The organism is Streptomyces sp. NPDC048415 (assembly GCF_040651675.1).
In the GTDB taxonomy this organism is placed as follows: domain Bacteria; phylum Actinomycetota; class Actinomycetes; order Streptomycetales; family Streptomycetaceae; genus Streptomyces.
In genome coordinates, this window is record NZ_JBEZKJ010000022.1 from 88,249 (window position 1) to 108,771 (window position 20,523).

The window sequence follows — 20,523 nt, forward strand, 5'->3', positions numbered from 1 at the left end:
GGCGTTGTCGTGCGGGGTGGTGCGTCCCGGTGCGTCCTTGTGGTGAAGCGCTTCGCATACGTTGTTCGAGATCTCGGCCAAAGGGAATGCGGCCGAGGGTGGTTCAGCCCGCGTACGGGTCGCGCACCGTGCCCGGCCTGGCCAGGAACTCGAAGTCGCAGCCGGTGTCCGCCTGCGTGATCTGCTCGTTGTAGAGCGCGCCGTAGCCGCGCTGGTACCGCACGGGCGGCGGCGTCCATGCCACCCTCCTGCGCTCCAACTCCTCGTCGTCCACGTTGAGTCGGAGTGATCGCGCCCCGACGTCGAGGGTGATCGTGTCCCCGGTGCGCACCAGCGCGAGCGGCCCGCCGACATAGGACTCGGGCGCCACGTGCAGCACGCACGCGCCGTAGCTCGTACCGCTCATCCGGGCGTCGGAGATCCGCACCATGTCCCGCACACCCTGCTTCAGCAGATGGTCGGGGATGGGCAGCATGCCGTACTCGGGCATGCCCGGGCCGCCCTTGGGCCCGGCGCCCCGCAGCACGAGCACGCTGTCCGCGGTGATACCCAAGTCCTCGTCGTTGATGGTGCGTTGCATGGTCTTGTAGTCGTCGAAGACGACCGCGGGACCGGTGTGCTTGAGCAGCTGCGGCTCGGCGGCGATGTGCTTGATCACGGCACCGTCGGGGCAGAGGTTGCCGCGCAGGACGGCGACTCCGCCCTCGGCCGCCACCGGGTTCTCCCGGGTGCGGATGACGTCGTCGTTGTGCACCTGGGCGGTCGCGAGCTGTTCGCGCAGGCTGTCATGCGACACGGTCGGCCGGTCCAGGTGCAGCAGATCGGTGATCCGCGACAGGAACCCGGGCAGGCCGCCCGCGAAGTGGAAGTCCTCCATGAGGTACTTCTGGCCGCCGGGCCGGACGTTGGCCAGCACCGGTACGGTCCGTGCGACACGGTCGAAGTCGTCGAGGGTGAGGGAGACTCCGGCCCGGCCGGCCATGGCGATCAGATGGATCACGGCGTTGGTGGAGCCGCCGAGCCCGAGGACGGTCGTCACGGCGTCCTCGAAGGCATCGGCGGTGAGGATGTCGGACACCTTACGGTCCTCGCGGACCAGTTCGACGATCCTGATTCCGGCCGCGGCGGCCATCCGGTCGTGACCGGAGTCGACGGCCGGGATACTCGACGCGCCGGGCACGGTGATGCCGAGCGCTTCGGCCGCCGCCGTGAGCGTGGACGCCGTACCCATGGTCATGCAGTGACCGGGCGACCGGGCGAGCCCGCTCTCCAGCTCGGTCATCTCGCAGTCCCCGATGAGCCCGGCGCGCTTGTCGTCCCAGTACTTCCACATATCGGTGCCGGAGCCGAGGACCTCGTTGCGCCAGTGCCCGGGCAGCATGGGCCCGGCGGGCACGAAGACGGCCGGCAGATCGACGGAGGCCGCGCCCATCAGCAGGGCCGGCGTGGACTTGTCGCACCCGCCCATCAGGACGGCGCCGTCGACCGGATACGACCGCAGCAGCTCCTCGGTCTCCATCGCGAGCAGGTTGCGGTAGAGCATCGGGGTCGGCTTCTGGAAGGTCTCGCTCAGCGTGGACACCGGGAATTCGAGCGGGAAACCCCCGGCCTGCCACACCCCCCGCTTCACGGCCTGCGCACGGTCCCGCAGATGCACATGGCACGGGTTGATGTCCGACCAGGTGTTCAGGATCGCGATGACGGGCTTACCGAGGTGCTCCTCGGGGAGATAGCCGAGTTGACGCGTCCGAGCCCGGTGGCTGAAGGAGCGCAGCCCGTCGGTGCCGTACCACTGGTGGCTTCTGAGGTCCTCGGGCCGCTTCACAGCGACCACCCGGCGGCTATCTCGGCGACCTCGGCGCGCTCGCTCCCGGGCAGCGGCCTGCTCGGCGGGCGGACGTCACGGCGGCACAGGCCGAGCGAGGCCAGGGCCTCCTTGACCACCGTCACGTTGTTCGCGGAGGCGTTGGCCGCGCGCAGCTCCTCGAAGCGGCGGATCTGCTCCCAGATCTTCATGGCGGCCGGGTAGTCGCCGGATCGAAGCGCTTCGATCATATTCAGCGAAACGGCCGGGGCGACGTTCACCAGCCCCGAGGTGAAGCCGGTGGCACCCGCCGAGAAGTACGAGGGCGCGTACGGCTCGGCGAGCCCTGCCACCCACACGAACCGTTCGAGCCCGGCGTCCCGCGCGAAGGCGGCGAAGCGGGCGGCGTCCGCAACGGCGTACTTCACCCCGATGACGTTCGGGCAGGCATCGGCGAGTTCGGCGAGCCGCTCCCCCGCGAGCAGCGGATTACGGAGGTAGGGAACGACGCCCAGCTCGGGCACGGACTCGGCGATGGCCCGGTGGTAGTCGACCCAGCCGCCCTCCGATACGTACGGGTGCACGGGCTGATGGACCATCACCATCTGAGCGCCCAGCTCGCGGGCGTGCCGCGCCGAGGCGACGGCGGTCGGCACATCGTGGCCGACCCCGACGAGGACGACGGCCCGCTCGCCCGTCTCCTCGATGGTCAACTCGGTGACGAGCCGCCGCTCTTCGGGCGTCAGGGCGTAGAACTCCCCCGTGTTGCCGTTGGGCGTGAGGGTCTTCACCCCGCCGTCCAGCAGCCGACGCAGCAGGGCCCGGTGGGTGTCGCGGTCGATCGTGCCGTCCTCGGCGAACGGGGTCACGGGGATCGCCACGACCTCGGCGAGCGCCGCCCGCTGGGTCTCGTACGTCGCTGTCATTCCTGTCCATCCTCTTCCTGGCCCTGAGGGAAGGCTCGTTGCACGAACGACGCGATATGGGCGTGCAGCGCGCGGGCCGCGCCGTCGGCGTCACCGTCGAGGGCGAGCCGCAGGATCTCCCGGTGCTCCTGGGCCTCGCGCTCCCAGGACGGGTCGGCGGCCCAGGCGACCGCCGACACCAGGGCGGCCTGGTCCCGCACCTCGTCGAGCATCCGGCCGAGCAGCGGGTTGCCGCAGGACACGTACAGGGCGCGGTGGAACTCCCGGTTGGCGAGGGAGCGTTCGGCGGTGTCGGCGGCTTCGTCGGCACGGGTGAGCGCGCCCTGCGCGGCGGCGAGGGACGCCTCGCGCCGTACGGTCCGCCGCAGCGCTTCCGGTTCGAGCAGCAGCCGCACGTCGTACACCTCGCGCGCCATGTCCGCATCCACCATGCGCACCGTGACGCCCTTGTACTGGTTCATCACGACGAGCCCGGTACCCGCCAGGGTCTTGAGCGCCTCACGCACGGGCGTCTTCGACACCCCGAACTGTGCGGCGAGCTCGGTCTCGACCAAAGCCTGTCCCGGGCTCAACTGTCCGGTGAGGATGCGGTGTTTGATCCCCTCCAGCACGAACTGCGTGCGGGACGGGATCGGGGTGGGCACAGAGGTCATGCGCGCCTCTCGGATCTCACATATCGCGTCTCATATATGACGTACGAAGTACGACGCGTTGAAAAGTAGGAGCGCCACCGTGTTTCGTCAACGCTTCTGACAAAAGAAGGTGGGAGTGACCGGCCGGGGGGGGCGGAGGGTCAGACGGTCCTGGTGTCGCCTTCGCGTGCGGTGGAGGTCCGGCCGCCGTCGAAGACCGCCGCGGCGCGCTCGGTCGCCGACTCGGGCGTGAGCGTGGGACCCACGTGGGTGACAAGCAGTTCCCCCACTCCGGCCCGCTCGGCGACCGTCCCGGCATCCTCGGGCGTGAGATGCACCTGGCGTTCGCCTCCGCAATGCCGGTCGATGTCGGCCTCACAGAGAAACAGGTCGGCGCCACCCGCGACGTGGAGGAGACCGTCGCACGGCCCGCTGTCCCCGGAGTAGGCGAGGACCCGCCCCTCACACTCGGCACGCAGACCGTAGGCCTCGACGTCGTGTTCGACGGCGTGGGAGGTGAGGAGCAGGTCACCGTGCCGGGCCGTGTGTCCGTCGTACAGCGACCGGAAGTCGAAGACTCCGCTCAGGAACCCGGCGTCCGGCCGGCCGAAGAACCCGGCGAGGCGCTGGGCCAGGTGGCTCGGGGCGTAGACCGGTAGGGGCGCGGGCAGGGTCAGCCCGCCGTAGGCGAACCCGTACACCGCGGACAGCAGATCGGCGCTGTGGTCCGCGTGCAGATGCGAGATCCATACGGCGGTGAGCCGCTTGGCATCCGTGTGCCGCTGCAACTCCGCGAAGCTGCCGGGGCCGGCATCCACCCACACCTCCGCGCCGCCGCCGCGCAGCAGGTATCCGGAGCAGGGTCGCCCGGGCCGGGGGTGCGGGGATGCGGTGCCGAGGACGGTGAGGGTGAGCGGCATGCCGGGAGCGTACGTGGCGCCCGCGGCCGTGCGCCCCTGGATTACGCGGGCCGCGACCAGCCCGGATTCCGCCCGCTCAGCCCGATCGCCCGGTCGAGCAGCGGCGCGTCGCCGGGCACCGGCACGACGGGGCCGAAGATGCCGCCGCCCCTGCTCGGATCCTCGGCCGCGGCGGCGAGGAACTCATGCGACGCACGCAGGGCGGCGGCGTCGGGCTCGTACTCCTGGCCGGTGGCCCGCGCCAGGTCCCAGCCGTGGATCACCAGCTCGTCGGCCGCGACGGCAGCGGCGACGGCACCGGGCAGATCCACGCCGCCGGCGCGGGTCATACCGGTCCAGGCGGCCGGGTCCCGCCAGGCGTCGGCGAGCCCGTCCAGCGCCTTCGGCAGGGCCTCGCGCCAGCCGGGCTCGATGTCGGGCACGGCGACGTTCGGGCTCGTGTCCGTCGTGCGGCCCAGGTCCTTGCGTCCGGCGTCACGGAAGGCGATGGCCAGTCCGGCCAGATGTCCCAGCATGTTGTGCACCGCGTACCCCGGACAGGGGGTCGCGCCGTCGAGCTGCTCCTGCGTCACGCCGTCCGCGAGGCGCGCCACGATCAGGGCCTGTGGCCCGAGGTCGAAAGTCTGGCCGGTCATCCGCTTCTCCTTAGAGCTTGGGTCCACTCATGGGGTAGACCGGGGCGGGACCCAGAACTCATCGGTTGATCTCAGCCCGTCGTGGGGTCCCCCCGCTCGAGCGAAGCCGAGAGTAGTGAGTTTGATGACGGGCGCGAAGCGCGACACGGGAGGTCTGGGGGGGCAGAGCCCCCAGGTACGGGACGGGTAGGGGCGGCGGGGGCGAAAACCCCCTACGCCAGCCCGGCCAGCGCCGCTCGCACCGCCTCCAGGTCCCCGTCCGACGCCAGTCCGGCGTGATACAGCCGAAGCTCCGTAGCGCCCAGCGAAACCGCCCGCTCCGCGTCCGCCGCGAGGCCCCCCGGCCGGCCCCCCATCCCCGACACGACGGTGAAGTTGGCGGCGAGCACACCCCCGGCCCGCCCCTCCCGACGTACCTCCGCGAACGGCGTCAGCAGCCCCGCACCCCCGGTACAGGGCACCACTACCCCGTCCGCCACGGACAGCACGTGCGCGGGATCGACCCCGGCGTTGGCGCCGCAGTGGTAGGACACGGGATCGGCGTGCAGCAGCACCTGGAAGCCGGCCGGCGCCGCGGCCCGGACCGCGGAGACGGCGGCCTCCTGGAGCGTACGAGCCACACCGTCACGCCACGCGCGCGTGGCCCCGGCCCGCTCCGCCCCGAGCAGCTTCTCCACGCCGGCCCAGCCCCCGTCCGACGGCGCCGCCCCGCGCCACACCGGTTCAAGAGCGTCCCGCACGGCAGCCGCCGGCTCCCCGGCGGCAAGCCCCTGCTCCGCGTAACCGTCGAGGCACACCGCGCAGAAGCACAACGACATCAGATACTGCCCGGCGTCCCCGAGCCCCACCCCGCCGATCTTGTCGTGGGCATGCAGATGGGCCAGCCCGTACCACCCCAGCGACTCCAGCTCCGTACCGCGCGCCCCGGGCCGCACCGCGGCCTGGGCCGCGAGGTCGACGAGGTAGGCCCGCGTCCCGGGCTGCGCGATGCAGGGCGCCCACGGATAACGGTCACCGTAGGCGTTGACGACGGAGGTGGAGGGATGTTCGGTGCCCATACGGGAGTTGTGCGCGAGGACGACCCAGGTATGGACGTCGAGTCCCGTCTCGGCGAGCTCCGCGGCGGCCTCGCCGTACGCGTCCCCGGGCGCCCACTCCCCGGCCGCGTACGGTCGCAGGGAGCGGCCCTCCCAGCGCGCGTCGTCCACCGGGTACAGCACGGCGGCGTGGGACGCCGTGACGATCCGGTGCCGGGGATGGCGGGGCGTCAACGCGCGCGTGGAGTGGTACGCGGACGCGAGGGTCACCTGCCGCACGCCGAGCCCCGCTATCCGCGAGGCGGCCTCCGGGTCCCCGTTGACATCCCACGGGTAGACGAACGCGGACGCCCTCACATGCCCTCCTCGAGCAGCGCGTACCCACGCTCGATCAACTGTGCGAGCTGCTTGACGTGGTCCTCGGCCGGCTCGTGCAACGGCGGCCGCACCTCACCCACGTCCAGCCCCCGCAGCCGCACCCCCGCCTTGACGAGCGAGACCGCGTACCCGCGCCCCTGCGCCCGCAGGTCGACGAACGGGCGGTAGAAGCCGTCCAGCAGCCGGTTCACGACGTCGTCGTCCCCGTCGTTCAGTGCCTGATGGAAGGCGAGCGCGATCTCGGGGGCGAAGCAGAACACGGCGGACGAGTACAGCGTGATCCCGATGCCCCGGTAGGCGAGTCCGGTCAGCTCGGCCGTCGGGAGCCCGTTGAAGTACAGGAATTCGCCCGGGACTTCGCTGCGTACCGCGCTCAGGATCCGCTGCATGAGGTCCAGATCGCCGAGTCCGTCCTTGAAGCCGATGATTCCGTCGGTGCGCGCCAGCTCGACCACGGTCTCGGGCGTGAAGACGGCGTTGTCGCGCTGGTAGACGATGACGTCGAGGGAGGTGGCGGCGGCGATCTCCCGGTAGTGCCGCAGCAGACCTTCCTGCCCGGCCACGACGAGATACGGCGGCATGGCGAGCAGCCCGTCGGCCCCGGCGGTCTCCGCGAGACGCGCGTAGCGCACCGCGAGCGCGGTCCCGTAGCCCGCGCCCGCGACCACCGGCACCCGCCCGCGCGCCACCTCCACGGCCGCCCGCACACACGCCTCGAACTCCTCGGGCGTGAGTGCGTGGAACTCGCCGGTGCCACAGCAGGCGAAGACCGCGGCGGCTCCGGCCTCGACGCCGCGCCGCACGTGCTCCCGGTAGACGTCGAGGTCGAGGGAGCCGTCGGGGCCGTACGCGGTGACCGGGAAGAACAACGGCCCGCTGGGGATACCCAGTCGAGCGGCGAGAGGGGCTGAGGTCACGGGCTCTCCCTAAGAAGGTGCTCACCGGTGCACGTTTCTGATCCACGTCTATATTTCTGAACGCGCCCACGCTAAAGCGCGACCTCATGGCCGGTCAAGCAGGCAAAGCCGCAAGCAGCGGCGGATTCGCCACCTCCGCGCGGCACTTGACGCGGCAGGTCACGGCTCCATAGCGTGTCCACGGATGTGAATATCGTCCACGAATACGGCCGTCCGAGGGTGCCTGTCGCCCCGCACCGAGGAGACATCCGCATGCCCGCTCCCCGCACCGTTCTGCTCACCGGCGCCGCCGGCGGACTCGGCACCCTGATGCGCGGGCTGCTGCCGAAGTACGGCTACGAGCTGCGCCTGCTCGACCTGCTCCCCGTCGAGGGCCAGCCGGACGCGATCACCGCGGACCTCGCCGACAAGGAGGCCCTGCGCGAGGCGGTACGGGGCGTCGACGCGGTCATCCACCTCGCCGGCATCTCCCTGGAAGCCTCCTTCGACAAGATCCTCAAGGCGAACATCGAGGGCACCTACAACCTGTACGAGGCGGCCCGCGAGGAAGGCGTACGCCGTATCGTCTTCGCCTCTTCCAACCACGCGGTGGGCTTCACGCCGCGCCCCCAGGGGGACGACCCCCTGATCCCGATCGACACCCCGCGCCGCCCGGACACCTTCTACGGTCTGTCCAAGTCCTTCGGCGAGGACCTGGCCCAGTTCTACTGGGACAAGCACGGGCTGGAGACCGTCTCGGTCCGTATCGGCTCCTGCTTCGCGGAGCCCACCAGCGTGCGCATGCTCTCGGTCTGGATGAGCCCCGAGGACGGCGCCCGCCTCTTCCACGCCGCGCTGACCGCCGAGGACGTACGGCACACGGTCGTCTACGGCTCGTCCGCCAACACCCGCCTGTGGTGGGACCTCGCGACCGCGCGGGCGCTGGGCTACGAGCCGCGGGACGACTCCGAGCCGTACGCCGAGAAGCTCATCGCCGAGCAGGGCGAGCTCGACCCGGACAACCCGGACCACGCCCACCTCGGCGGGCACTTCACCACGCACCCGCCGATCTGGCCGTACTGAGGCCGCGGCGGCAGCCGGATCACAGGGCGGGCGGGCACCGAACGGGCCCGCCCGCCCCCGTATTCGGGCACGGACCCTGCCCGGTCCCACCTCGTCCTCCGCTCCGTCCCAGGTCCGCCGCGGGCACCCGTAGCGCGAAACGGGCCCAGCCGGGCACCATCGGGCACGCAACAGGCCTGGTCAGTGGCCGATACTCGCTGTAGAACTTCCCTCAAGGACGCACCGGGCCCGAACGGGCAGGGGGCGACGGAGCGCGAGGGAGCGGGTGACGACCATGACGGCAATGACGGCGGAGGAACGACAGCGCGAGATCGTCCGGGCCGCGCGCCGCACGGGCTCGGTCGACGTCAGCGCGCTCGCCACCGAACTGGGTGTCGCCAAGGAGACCGTACGGCGCGATCTGCGCACCCTGGAGGACCACGGCCTGGTCCGCCGCACCCACGGCGGAGCCTGTCCCGTGGAGAGCGCCGGCTTCGAGACGACGCTCGCCTTCCGCACCACGAGCCATGTGCCGGAAAAGCGCCGGATCGCGGCCGCCGCCGCCGAACTGCTCGGGGACGCCGAGACGGTCTTCGTCGACGAGGGGTTCACTCCGCAGCTCATCGCCGAGGCCCTGCCCAGGGACCGGCCGCTGACGGTGGTCACCGCGTCCTTGGCCACGGCGGGCGCGCTCGCCGAGGCCGACCACACGAGCGTCCTGCTGCTCGGCGGCCGGGTGCGTCCCGGCACACTGGCGACGGTGGACCACTGGACGACGAAGATGCTCGCCGGTTTCGTCATCGACCTGGCCTACATCGGCGCCAACGGCATCTCCCGCGAACACGGCCTCACCACCCCCGACCCGGCGGTCAGCGAGGTCAAGGCACAGGCGATCCGCGCCTCCCGGCGCTCGATCTTCGCGGGCGTGCACACCAAGTTCGGCGCGGTCAGCTTCTGCCGGTTCGCCGACATCAACTCCCTGGAGGCGATCGTCACGAGCACGCTGCTCCCGGCGTCCGAGGCGCACCGCTACTCGCTCCAGGGCCCCCAGGTCATCCGAGTCTGAAAATCCAACTTACGCACCACAAGGGCATACTCATACCGACGACGCCCGTTATCTCCCTATACGTCCAGGAGTGATCCATGCGAACCCCGAGCCGACGGAGGCCGCGCGCACTGCTCGCCGCGGCCGCCGCAGGGACGCTGCTCACCCCGCTGCTCTCCGGCTGCTGGACCGGAGCGGGCGGCGCGGGCTCCGGAGGCAACTCCATCAACGTCCTGATGGTCAACAACCCGCAAATGGTGGAGCTGCAGAAACTGACCAAGGCCCACTTCACCAAAGAGACCGGCATCAAGGTGAACTTCACCGTCCTGCCGGAGAACGACGTCCGCGACAAGATCAGCCAGGACTTCGCCAACCAGGCGGGCCAGTACGACGTCGCCACGCTGTCCAACTACGAGATACCGATCTACGCCCGCAACGGCTGGCTGCACGAGATGGACTCCTACGTACGCCAGGACAGCGGCTACGACGAGAAGGACATCCTCGCCCCGATGCGGCAGTCCCTGACCGCCGACGACGGCAAGCTCTACGGACAGCCCTTCTACGGCGAGTCGTCCTTCCTGATGTACCGCAAGGACGTTTTCGCCCAGAAGGGCCTGACCATGCCCGCGCACCCCACCTGGCAGCAGGTCGGCAAACTCGCCGCCGAGGTCGACGGCGCCCAGTCCGGCATGAAGGGCATCTGTCTGCGCGGCCTGCCCGGCTGGGGCGAGCTGATGGCACCCCTCACCACCGTCGTGAACACCTTCGGCGGCACCTGGTTCGACAAGGGCTGGAAGGCGCACCTCGACTCCCCCGAGTTTGAAAAAGCGACGAAGTTCTACGTGGACCTCGTCCGACAGCACGGCGAGTCCGGTGCCGCGCAGTCCGGGTTCGCCGAGTGCCTCAACAACATGACGCAGGGCAAGACGGCCATGTGGTACGACGCCACGTCAGCGGCGGGTTCACTGGAGGCGTCCGGCTCCCCCGTCAAGGGCAAGATCGGGTACGCACCCGCGCCCGTCGAGAAGACGAAGAGTTCCGGCTGGCTCTACACCTGGGCCTGGGGCCTGCAGAAGGCCTCCCACAACTCGGACAAGGCGTGGAAGTTCATCTCCTGGGCGTCCAGCAAGCAGTACGAGCAGCTGGTCGGGGAAACCGCCGGCTGGTCGAACGTTCCGGCCGGCAAGCGCGCCTCGACGTATACGAACGTCGCCTACCGCAAGCAGGCCGCGGCCTTCCAGGACATGACCCGCGAAGCGATCGAGGGCGCCCGGCCCCGTGACCCGGGGGTGCAGCCGCGCCCCGCGCCCGGCATCCAGTTCGTCGGCATCCCCGAGTTCACCGATCTCGGCACCAAGGTCTCGCAGGAGATCAGCGCGGCCATCGCCGGACGCCAGTCCGTCGACTCGGCCCTGAAGAAGTCCCAGCAGCTCGCCGAGAAGATCTCCAAGGAGTACGAGGGACGATGACCGCCACGACAACGGCCCCCGTGGCCGCGACCCCCCCACGCACCCTGGGACAGCCATCCGAACGACTGCGCGCCTGGGCCACCCGGGCCCCGCTGCTCCCGGCCCTGATCTTCATGATCGCCGTGACCCAACTCCCGTTCGTGGCCACGCTGGTGATCTCGTTCTTCGACTGGAACTCCCTCTACCCGAAGGCCCGCCACTTCACCGGCTTCGGCAACTACTCGAACGTACTCACCGATCCCGACCTGCGTCACTCCGTGTGGACGACGATCGTGCTGACCGTCGCCGTCGTGCTGGCCAGCCTCGTCCTGGGCCTGGCACTCGCCCTGCTCCTGGACCGGAGGTTCCGGGGCCGGGGCATCGTGCGCACGCTCCTGATCGCACCGTTCCTGGTGGTCCCGGTCGCGGCGGCCCTCCTCTGGAAGCATGTGCTCTACAACCCTGAATACGGTCTACTCAATGGGCTGTTGCACTATGTGGGCGGCCCACAGCCGGACTGGATCTCCAACGCCCCGCTGCTCGCGGTCGAGGCGTCCCTCGTCTGGCAGTGGACGCCGTTCATGATGCTGATCCTGCTGGCAGGCCTGCAGAGCCGCGACCACCAGCAGGTCGAGGCCGCACGGGTGGACGGCGCGAGCGACTGGCAGGTCTTCCGCTACCTCACCCTCCCCCACCTGCGTCGCTACCTCGAACTGGGCGCGCTCCTGGGCTCGATCTACATCGTCCAGAACTTCGACGCGGTCTTCACCCTCACCTCCGGTGGCCTCGGCACCGCCAACCTGCCCTACACCGTGTACCAGAGCTTCTACCAGGCCCACGAGAACGGCCTCGCCTCGGCCGCGGGTGTGCTCGTCGTCATCGGCTCGATCATCATCGCGACCTTCGCGCTGCGCGTGGTGTCGTCACTGTTCCGCGAGGAGGTGTCCCGCGCATGAGCGCCACCGCGACCCCCGTACGTACCGCACCTGCCCCCCGTCCCGGCCGAGCCCGGGGAACGGGCCTGGGGCTGGCCGCCTGGCTGGCCGGAATTCTCTTCTTCCTCCCCATCGCCTGGATGGCCCTGACGTCCTTCCACTCCGAGTCGGACGCAGCCACCAACCCGCCCTCCTTCGGCGCCGCCCTCACCCTCGACGGCTACCGCGACTTCTTCGGCGCGGGTGGCGGCGCGAGCCCCTGGCCGGCGCTCATCAACTCGACCGTGGCGTCGGTGGTCTCCACTCTCTGCGTCCTTCTCCTCGCCTTCCCGGCGGCGTACGCACTGTCCATCCGCCCGGTGAAGAAGTGGACGGACGTCCTGTTCTTCTTCCTGTCGACGAAGATGCTGCCGGTGGTGGCGGGCCTCCTGCCGATCTACCTCTTCGCGAAGAACACCGGCATGCTCGACAACATCTGGCTGCTGGTCATCCTCTACACCTCCATGAACCTGCCGATCGCGGTATGGATGATGCAGTCGTTCCTCGCCGAGGTCCCGGTGGCGGTCATCGAGGCGGCGCAGATCGACGGCGCGCGGCTGCCCACCATCCTCGCGCGCGTGGTGGCCCCCATCGCACTGCCCGGCATCGCGGCCACCGCCCTGATCTGCTTCATCTTCAGCTGGAACGAGCTGCTCTTCGCCCGGGTGCTCACGGGTGTGGTCGCGGAGACCGCCCCTGTCTTCCTGACCGGCTTCATCACCAGCCAGGGCCTGTTCCTGGCGAAGGTGTGCGCCGCGTCGCTCGTCATCTCCCTGCCGGTGCTCGCCGCGGGGTTCGCCGCCCAGGACAAGCTGGTCCAGGGTCTGTCGTTGGGAGCCGTGAAATGAAGGCCGCTGTCATCGAGTCCGTCGGTCGCGCCGTCGTGGCCGAGGTGCCGGACCCGACGCCGGGACCCCGCGAGGTCGTCGTCGAAGTCGCCGCCTGCGGCCTGTGCGGCACCGATCTGCACATCCTGCAGGGCGAGTTCGCGCCCAAGCTGCCGATCGTGCCGGGGCACGAGTTCGCGGGCGAGGTCGTCGGGGTCGGCACCCAGGTCACCGAAGTCTCGGTCGGCGACCAGGTGGCCGTCGACCCGTCCCTGTACTGCTACGAGTGCCGGTACTGCCGTACGGGCCACAACAACCTCTGTGAACGCTGGGCCGCGATCGGCGTCACCACAGCCGGAGGCGCGGCCCAGTACGCCGTCGCCCCCGTGGCCAACTGCGTGAAGCTCCCCGAGCACATCCGCACCCAGGATGCCGCCCTCGTCGAACCGCTCTCCTGCGCGGTCCGCGGCTACGACGTCCTCCAGGCCCGCCTCGGCGCCCACGTCCTCATCTACGGTTCCGGAACCATGGGCCTGATGATGCTGGAGCTCGCGAAGCGCACGGGGGCGGCGAGCGTGGACGTCGTGGACCTCAACACGCAGCGGCTGGCAACGGCCCAGCAGCTCGGCGTCTCCGCCTCCGCCACGAGCGCCGACGAGCTGGAGCGGCCCCAGGGGTGGGACGTCGTCATCGACGCCACGGGGAACGCGGCGGCGATCCAGGACGGTCTGGGACGGGTCGCCAAGGCGGGCACCTTCCTCCAGTTCGGCGTCGCCGACTACGCGACCCGGGTCACGATCGATCCGTACCGCATCTACAACCAGGAGATCACCATCACCGGCTCGATGGCCGTCCTGCACAGCTTCGAACGGGCGGCGGAGCTGTTCGCGACGGGTGTCCTCGATCCGTCGGTGTTCATCAGCGACCGTCTACCGCTGTCCAGCTATCCGCAGGCGCTGGAACAGTTCGCGTCGGGGGTGGGCCGCAAGATCGTGGTGGTGCCGTAGAGGGTTTTCGCCCCCTCCGCCCCTACCCTCCCCCACGCTCGGCTTCGCTCGAGCGGGCGGACCCCCATCGCCCCTGGGGGCTCCGCCCGCAGACCCCCGTATCGCGCTGACGCGCCCGTCCTCAAACGCCGGACGGGCTGGAAATCTCCACCGCCACCCGGCGCAAAAGGTTCAGCCCCTCCGGCGTTTGGTCGTTGGGTAAGGGAACGGTAAAGCGACCCCGCTCGTTATCCCGGCATGACAGCTATGACCCCCGGCTCGAACATCCCTCTCCCCGTCTCCCGCGTGACGGTGGACGTCACCGCCCCGGTGCGGCTCGACGTATCGGGCCTGCTGCTCACCGCCGACGGCAAGGTGAGGTCCGACGACGACTTCATCTTCTACAACCAGCCCGCGGGCCCGGGCGTGACGTACCGCTCGGGCGGCGGCACGGCCCCGGACGCGATCACGGTCGACACCGCCGCGGTCCCCCCGGGCATCGAGAAGATCGTCGTCACGGCGAGCCCGGACGCGGCGGGCCAGACCTTCCAGGGCATCGAACCCACGGCCACGATCCGCAGCGGAGACGACAGCTCGGTACTCGCGACCTTCACCCCGCCCCAACTCGGTTCGGAAACGGCCCTGGTGATCGTCGAGATCTACCTCCGCAACGGCGCCTGGAAGGCCCGAGCGGTAGGCCAGGGCTACGCGAACGGACTGGCGGGCATCGCCACGGACTTCGGCGTGAGCGTGGAGGAGCCTGCACCCGCCGCCCAGCCGGCCACCCCGCCCGTGCCCACGATGCAGCCGCCGGTGTCGCCGCCCGCCCCGCCCCTGGACCCCCGCTTCGTCACCCCGCCGGCCCCGGCCGCTCCCCCCGCACCGCCGGCCCCCTCCCCCTCCTCCGGGAAGATCAACCTCGACAAGGGCCGGGTCAGCCTCCAGAAGAACCAGACGGTCTCCCTGGTCAAGGGCGGCCGCCCGCTCCTGTCCCAGGTCAAGATGGGCCTCGGCTGGGAGCCGGCGTTCCGCGGCAAGGACATCGACCTGGACGCCTCGGTCATCGCGTACGGCCCGCAGCGCAACCACATCGACAGCTGCTACTTCGGCAAGCTCTCCATCGTGAACGGCGCGATCAAGCACTCCGGCGACAACCTCACGGGCGAGGGCGGAGGCGACGACGAGGTGATCGTCGTGGACCTCGGCCGCCTCCCCCAGGACGTCACCGGCCTGGTCTTCACGGTCAACTCCTTCTCCGGCCAGAAGTTCACCGAGGTCGCCAAGGCTTACTGCCGCCTCCTGGACGCCGCCACCGGCGAGGAACTGGTCCGCTTCGACCTCACCAACGCCGAACCCCAGACCGGCGTCATCATGGCCAAGCTGATCAAGCAGTTCTCCGGCGAATGGGAAATGACCGCCCTGGGCGACTTCGTCAAGTCCCGCACGGTCCGAGGCATGGTGAAGCCGGCAGCCCAGTCCCTCTGACCAACCCACCCACCACCCGCCACGGGGCCCCCGCCCGCACGACGCACCCGCAGCCGCCCACCGGCGGAAGGGGCCGTGCCGGTACATCACATGCCCGTCGCTTACGTTCGCGTCAAGCAACGGCTCCCCTGCCCGGCCCACGCCTGATCCGACGGCGACGGGCGGATGTACCGGCACGGCCCCTTCCCACCCACCGGCGAACGCCGCAACCGCGCCGCGAAAACCGCAACCGCGCCGCGAGAACCGCAACGGCGCTGCGGAAAGCGCAACGCCGCACCAAAACCGGGCAACGCCGCTAAGGACGCAGCCCTTCCGTCAGCAGCGACAGATACCGGCGTATGTACTTGCCCTCCCCATTCGCCAGCTCCGACGCCGTGGCCACACCATGCGCCAGCCGCAGGATCTCGATCGGCTCGACATCGGACCGCAGGGTCCCCTCCCGCTGCGCCGCCCCGACCAGCCGCTCGACCGCCCCTTTCACCGAGACGCCGCAGGCCGTGACCACGGCGGAACTCCCGTCCGTCACGGCCGAGCCCAGCAACGTCTTCAGCCCGCGCACCTGGATCATCCCCGCGCTGAGCTCGTTGAGCCACTCCATCAGCGCCTCACCCGGCGGCAACTCCCGCGCGATCTCATCGGCCCGCGCCGCGAGCGCCTCGATGGCATCGACGTAGACCGCCTCCAGCAATGCCTGACGCGTCGGGAAGTGCCGGTAGAGCGTGCCGGATCCGACCCCCGCACGCTTGGCGATGTCGTCGAGCGACGCGCCTTCCCCATGCTCGGCGAACGCCTCCGCCGCCGCCTTCAGCAACCGCTCATAGTTGCGCCGAGCGTCCGCGCGCATGGGCCTGACCTGCGTCATCCAGATACTCCTTGCAAACCGGGGATGCTCTCCGTATCTTAACGAACATTAAACGGAGACAGTCCCCGCTTACCTGTGCGGGCAGTCCGTGCTGCCCGCACGCACCCACCCGGGGACGCCAGACCGGGAGAACTCCATGTCCATACCTGACCGGCCTGTTCGGCCCACTGCTGCTGCTGGGCGTGGGCGTGGGCCTGAGCTTCATGCCGCTCAACGCGACGATCCTCGCGGGCATCGAGCCACAGGAGGCGGGTGCCGCGTCCGGTCTGCTCCAGACCCTCCAGTGGCTCGGCGGCACCCTCGGACTGTCCATCCTGGTCACGGTCTTGGGCACGGCGACCCGTCACGCGACCGGGTCCCCGTCCGAGATCCTCACCCACGGCGCGGCCCGCGCGTTCGGCGTCGGCTCGCTGATCGCACTGACCGCCCTACTCGTGTCGGCGCTCGTGATCACCGGCACGAAACCGAAGCCCGCGGCGTAGGAGCGGCCCTCGGCGCGAGCAGCGAGCCCGCCTCCAGCGTGGACGGCCGCACCGAATATCAGGCGCTCCAGGGCCAGTCGTCGTCCCGGGCCGCCTCGAGCAGCGGAACCATCCGGAAAGCCGCGTCCGACAGCCCCCCGAAGGTGTGCCTGTTCCCCTTTCCGGACGGGCCGTGGCCGGCGCGGTACCCGGCGAGGTTCCACGTGTAGACCGGTACGTGCGCCGGGACCTGCTCGGTCGGGTCGCCGTAGTGGCTGTACGCGGCCTGCTCGTCGGTGACGATCAGCACCCGGTCGTGCTTCTTGTAGTGCGCGCGCACGGCCTCGCTCGTGTTGGTGCCGCCGAGATCACCGAAGCGATCGAGCACCTTGAGCACCGACTCGCCCTTGCGCAACCTCACGCGGTTGCTGCTGGTGCCGAACTCGACGAGATCCGCGTCCGCCGCCCGCAGCGCGAGCGCCGTGCCGAAGATCGCCGCCGCGTCGGCCCGGTTGAGCTCCGAGCGGTCGGACAGCCGCGAGTAGAACATCGAGCCCGAGCGGTCCACCAGCACCAGCGTCCGACCGGGCAACGCGGGCACGTTGGCCAGCGAGTGGCCGAGCGCCTGCTCCAGCGGGTAGGACCAGCGCAGCGAGGGCGCATGCTGGTAGGCGGCGAGGTAGCGGAACGGGAACTGCCGCGAGCGCGCGACCTCGGCCGGGTCACTGATCTTGGCGGCGACCTGGGCCGCCACCTCGTCACAGACACCCGCCTCGTCGAAGTTCCGCAGATTGCGGACCAACGCCATCGCGCCCATGGACGGGATGACCGCCTCCCAGGCCGCCTTGTCCATCGGGCCCTGCAGCCAGCCGGCCAGCGCCTCCCAGGTCATGCCCGCCTCGGCGAGGCGCTGCGCGCCGTGCGCTCCGGTCACGACCCTGCGCCGCTTGGCGGGCCGCAGTGCCATCAGGTCACGGTGGGCCACCAGGAGGGGCAGCGACTTGGGCACCACGGCCGTGTCCGGGTTGTGCCGCCGGTCCAGCGCGTACTGGAACAGGTCGCCCTGCCACGGCTTGTCGGGCTCCGGCGCCGCGTGCACCAGGTTGAGGATGTCGCCGAAGCGGTAACCCTTGGACGCGGTGTCGTACTTCAGCAGCGTCTTGGCGCTGTAGAGACGTCGTACGGCGTCGGCGATGCCGCGCTTGACGGGCTTGGGTACGTTGCGGCCGTACTGGGAGGTCCAGTAGGCGAGCAGCTCGCCGGGCTCGTCGGGGCGGCGCAGCACGGAGGCGATGACCTGCCGGTTGGCCGGGCCGTCGGTGGCGCCCGCGTCGAGGCGTGCCTTCACGTACTCGGCGGCGCCTACCAGCGAGGCCGTCCGCAGGTTGCCCTCGCCGCGCAGCCAGCCGAGCAGACCGGCCGTCCATGACGGGTCGGCGACGGCCAGCTCGCGCACCAGCTTGGCGAAGCGGTCGTCGCGGGCGTCACCGGACTCGTAATGGGTCTGCTGTGAGACGAAGTTGGCGAGCGCGAGCAGAAAGAGCTCCGAGCGCGCGTCGCGCTCCTGACCGCGGCCGCCCTGATGTGTCGTCAGTACTCGGCCGGTCGACGTCACTCGGGAAGTGGGCTGCGCCTTGGCGGCCTTGGTGTTGAATCGCGCCATGATGAATTCCCCCGAATTCGTTCTACGACAGTGAATACGACCGTGAAGTCGCGTTTCGGAGGGAGGCGCAGCAAAAGGAGGGTGCCCGAGTTCAGAGGTCGGCGACGGACTTAGCCAGATGCTCTACCGATTGAGCTACACCGACCCGAAGCCGATGACGGGACTTGAACCCGCAACCGTCCGATCCAATGAAGTAACCGTTGCCTGCGCACCGGGCATCCACCATGAGCTGCGCCTCCCGAGATCAAATCGGCGGCGGCGTGGATTCTTTGAGAGAGAAGTAGCCGCTGCCCGCGCACCGGGAGGTGCGTGAAGTTGTGGTGTCCAGAGTTCAGGTCGGCGGAACCGACGTAGGTGCTCTAACCCCTGAGCTACACCGGCGCGTTGTACCGGTGGCGGGACTCGAACCCGCGGCCGCCCCATTATCAGTGGAAGTAGGTCCTGCCTTCGCACCTGGACATGCATCACTTTAGGAGGCGTACCGCGGGTCGGGCGAGCGAATAAATCAGCCGCGCTTCTGGCGCTTCCAAGGACCCGTGATGGCGAGCATGATGCCGGGCGTCTGGATGTTCGCGAAGAGGGTCCTGCCGTCGGGCGAGAAGGTGACGCCGGTGAACTCGCTGTACTCCGGGGCCTCTTCGGTGCCGATGTTGAGTTCGTTGCGGGCGATCGGGTACGTACGGCCGCTGTCGGTGGCGCCGAAGAGGTGCTGGATGCCCTCGCCGTCCTCGGCGATGACCAGGCCGCCGTAGGGGGAGACGGTGATGTTGTCGGGGCCGTCGAAGGCGCCGTCGACGGACGGGTCCGGGTTCACGCCGAGCAGGACCTTCAGCGTCAGGGTGCGGCGCTTGGGGTCGTAGAACCAGACGGCGCCGTCGTGCTGGACGGGGCTCTCCGTGCGGGCGTACGAGGAGACGATGTACGCGCCGCCGTCGCCCCACCACATGCCTTCGAGCTTGCGGGCGCGGGTGACCTGGCCGTCGGCGAACTGCTTGCGGACGGAGACGGTCTTGGCGTCACGGTCGGGGACGTCGACCCAGTCCACCCCGTACACCGTGCCGATCTTGGTGGCGCGGGAGAGGTCGTCGACGAACTGGCCGCCGGAGTCGAAGCACTTGAAGGCCTGGAGCGAGCCGGCGTCGTCGGCGAGGGTGGCGAGCTGCCCATGCCCGTGCTCGAAGCCCTGCGGCGGGGTCCAGCGGTACAGGAGGCCGTTGGGGCCGGCGGCGTCCTCGGTGAGGTAGAGGCGGCCGCGCTTGGGGTCGACGACGACGGCCTCGTGGGCGTACCGGCCAAGTGCCTTGAGGGGCTTGGGGTTCTGGTTGCGGCGGCGGTCCTCGGGGTCGACCTCGAAGACGTACCCGTGGTCCTTGGTCATGCCGTTCTGGCCGGCCTTGTCCTCGGTCTCCTCGCAGGTGAGCCAGGTTCCCCAAGGAGTGTTGCCGCCGGCGCAGTTGGTGGAGGTGCCCGCGATGCCGACCCATTCGGCGACCTTGTCCCCGCGGACCTCGACGACCGTGCAGCCGCCGGACGCGGCCGGGTCGTAGACCAGTCCCTCGGTGAGCGGGACGGGGTGGGCCCAGTTGGCGCGGGGGCCCTTGAGTTCGTGGTTGTTGACCAGGAGTGTGGCGCCGCGCGGTCCCTCGAAGGTGGACGTGCCGTCATGGTTGGACGGGGTGAACTCGCCCGACTCCAGCTTGGTCTTGCCGCTGTAGGTGATCACGCGGTAGGAGAACCCGGCGGGGAGGGCGAGGATGCCGTTCGGGTCGGGGATCAGCGGCCCGTAGCCGACGCCGCCGTGCCCTGCCGCCGACGCCTCCTCCGCGCTGTCGGCGTCCGTCTCCGTGGACGCGAGGGCGTTCGGAGCGGTGGCGAGGGCGCCAACGCTGCCGGCCAGCGCGACACCCGCGCCGGTGATCGCGGATCGTCTGGCGAAGTCCCTGCGGGTGAGCGACATGTGGTGTCTCCTGTGACGGTGGACTGCGACTGTCGTGGGGGGCGGGGCGACCTCGGTTGCGGCCACACCGTCCCGCCCGTGTCTGAACGGCAGTTGAACACATGCCGACTTCAGGGGCCCCGCTTCCGTGAATGCACACGAGCGGTTCGGTGATCCACACCCGGTTCGGCGTGCCCGGACGACCGGTTCGGCGATCCACACGACCGGCTCGGCGTGCCGACGGGACCGGCTCGGTGATCCCACACGACCGGCTCGGCGCGCCCACGGGACCGGCTTGTCGAGCCCACGCAACCAGCTCCGCGAGCCCACAGAACCGGCTCGGCGTGCCCACGCGACCGGTTCGGCGAGCCACACGACCGGCTCGGCGCACCCACGCGACCGGCTTCTCGAGCCCACACAACCAGCTCCGCGAGCCCACAGAACCGGCTCGGCGTGCCCACGCGACCGGTTCGGCGAGCCACACGACCGGCTCGACGCGCCCACGCGACCGGCTTCTCGAGCCCACGCGACCGGCTCCGCGCGCCC

General features: G+C 70.2%; 17 protein-coding genes and 1 pseudogene. 8 read left to right on the forward strand and 10 right to left on the reverse strand.

What is annotated here, in order from left to right; all coding sequences use genetic code 11:
- Positions 1-103: 103 nt before the first annotated feature.
- The 7 genes from araD to AB0D27_RS17335 all read right to left on the reverse strand — a co-directional run bounded on the left by araD (position 104) and on the right by AB0D27_RS17335 (position 7,249).
- The gene (gene araD, locus AB0D27_RS17305; RefSeq protein WP_362508705.1) at positions 104-1,834 is read right to left on the reverse strand and encodes an L-arabinonate dehydratase; all 1,731 of its coding nucleotides are present in this window, start codon (positions 1,832-1,834) and stop codon (positions 104-106) included.
- Entirely contained in the window at positions 1,822-2,730 is a 909-nt protein-coding gene (locus AB0D27_RS17310; protein WP_362508708.1) for a dihydrodipicolinate synthase family protein, read from the reverse strand. The genes araD and AB0D27_RS17310 overlap by 13 nt, the downstream gene beginning before the upstream one ends.
- Positions 2,727-3,383 carry a GntR family transcriptional regulator gene (locus tag AB0D27_RS17315; protein ID WP_362508710.1) on the reverse strand — a complete coding sequence of 219 codons (657 nt, stop codon included), beginning with the start codon at positions 3,381-3,383 and terminating at the stop codon, positions 2,727-2,729. Before AB0D27_RS17315 ends, AB0D27_RS17310 begins: the two co-directional genes overlap by 4 nt.
- A gap of 140 nt (positions 3,384-3,523) precedes the next feature.
- Complete coding sequence (locus tag AB0D27_RS17320) at positions 3,524-4,282, reverse strand: MBL fold metallo-hydrolase (protein ID WP_362508713.1); 759 nt, start codon at positions 4,280-4,282, stop codon at positions 3,524-3,526.
- Positions 4,283-4,323: 41 nt separating this feature from the next.
- The gene (locus AB0D27_RS17325; protein ID WP_362508715.1) at positions 4,324-4,917 is read right to left on the reverse strand and encodes a TIGR03086 family metal-binding protein; all 594 of its coding nucleotides are present in this window, start codon (positions 4,915-4,917) and stop codon (positions 4,324-4,326) included.
- A 212-nt stretch (positions 4,918-5,129) separates the two neighbouring features.
- Positions 5,130-6,311: a hypothetical protein gene (locus AB0D27_RS17330; protein WP_362508718.1), complete on the reverse strand. Its 1,182-nt coding sequence runs from the start codon at positions 6,309-6,311 to the stop codon at positions 5,130-5,132.
- Positions 6,308-7,249 (reverse strand): 5-dehydro-4-deoxyglucarate dehydratase, encoded by a 942-nt coding sequence (locus AB0D27_RS17335; RefSeq protein WP_362508720.1) that lies wholly within the window; start codon positions 7,247-7,249, stop codon positions 6,308-6,310. The genes AB0D27_RS17330 and AB0D27_RS17335 overlap by 4 nt, the downstream gene beginning before the upstream one ends.
- Before the next feature lie 252 nt (positions 7,250-7,501).
- On the opposite strand from AB0D27_RS17335, the gene AB0D27_RS17340 reads away from it, so the two are divergent.
- The 7 genes from AB0D27_RS17340 to AB0D27_RS17370 all read left to right on the forward strand — a co-directional run bounded on the left by AB0D27_RS17340 (position 7,502) and on the right by AB0D27_RS17370 (position 15,055).
- Positions 7,502-8,311, forward strand: coding sequence for an NAD(P)-dependent oxidoreductase (locus AB0D27_RS17340; protein ID WP_362508723.1), 810 nt, complete (start codon positions 7,502-7,504; stop codon positions 8,309-8,311).
- 274 nt (positions 8,312-8,585) lie between these two features.
- Positions 8,586-9,356: a DeoR/GlpR family DNA-binding transcription regulator gene (locus AB0D27_RS17345; protein WP_362508726.1), complete on the forward strand. Its 771-nt coding sequence runs from the start codon at positions 8,586-8,588 to the stop codon at positions 9,354-9,356.
- 77 nt (positions 9,357-9,433) lie between these two features.
- Positions 9,434-10,804: a sugar ABC transporter substrate-binding protein gene (locus AB0D27_RS17350; protein WP_362508729.1), complete on the forward strand. Its 1,371-nt coding sequence runs from the start codon at positions 9,434-9,436 to the stop codon at positions 10,802-10,804.
- Positions 10,801-11,739 carry a sugar ABC transporter permease gene (locus AB0D27_RS17355; RefSeq protein ID WP_362508732.1) on the forward strand — a complete coding sequence of 313 codons (939 nt, stop codon included), beginning with the start codon at positions 10,801-10,803 and terminating at the stop codon, positions 11,737-11,739. Before AB0D27_RS17350 ends, AB0D27_RS17355 begins: the two co-directional genes overlap by 4 nt.
- Entirely contained in the window at positions 11,736-12,605 is an 870-nt protein-coding gene (locus AB0D27_RS17360; RefSeq protein ID WP_362508735.1) for a carbohydrate ABC transporter permease, read from the forward strand. Before AB0D27_RS17355 ends, AB0D27_RS17360 begins: the two co-directional genes overlap by 4 nt.
- Positions 12,602-13,591 (forward strand): zinc-dependent alcohol dehydrogenase family protein, encoded by a 990-nt coding sequence (locus AB0D27_RS17365; protein WP_362508738.1) that lies wholly within the window; start codon positions 12,602-12,604, stop codon positions 13,589-13,591. The genes AB0D27_RS17360 and AB0D27_RS17365 overlap by 4 nt, the downstream gene beginning before the upstream one ends.
- A gap of 246 nt (positions 13,592-13,837) precedes the next feature.
- A complete protein-coding gene (locus AB0D27_RS17370) occupies positions 13,838-15,055 on the forward strand; it encodes a TerD family protein (protein WP_362508771.1) in 1,218 nt (405 codons plus the stop codon).
- A 295-nt stretch (positions 15,056-15,350) separates the two neighbouring features.
- Here AB0D27_RS17370 and AB0D27_RS17375 read toward each other — a convergent pair whose 3' ends face one another.
- Positions 15,351-15,917 carry a helix-turn-helix domain-containing protein gene (locus AB0D27_RS17375; protein WP_362508741.1) on the reverse strand — a complete coding sequence of 189 codons (567 nt, stop codon included), beginning with the start codon at positions 15,915-15,917 and terminating at the stop codon, positions 15,351-15,353.
- A gap of 152 nt (positions 15,918-16,069) precedes the next feature.
- Here AB0D27_RS17375 and AB0D27_RS17380 point away from each other — a divergent pair.
- Positions 16,070-16,399 (forward strand): annotated as a pseudogene (locus AB0D27_RS17380) (MFS transporter); the annotation flags it as partial.
- A 58-nt stretch (positions 16,400-16,457) separates the two neighbouring features.
- Here the strand turns inward: AB0D27_RS17380 and AB0D27_RS17385 are convergent.
- Positions 16,458-18,041, reverse strand: a complete 1,584-nt coding sequence (locus AB0D27_RS17385; RefSeq protein WP_362508744.1) for a TROVE domain-containing protein — start codon at positions 18,039-18,041, stop codon at positions 16,458-16,460.
- 505 nt (positions 18,042-18,546) lie between these two features.
- Complete coding sequence (locus tag AB0D27_RS17390; RefSeq protein ID WP_362508747.1) at positions 18,547-19,998, reverse strand: alkaline phosphatase PhoX; 1,452 nt, start codon at positions 19,996-19,998, stop codon at positions 18,547-18,549.
- Positions 19,999-20,523 lie beyond the last annotated feature (525 nt).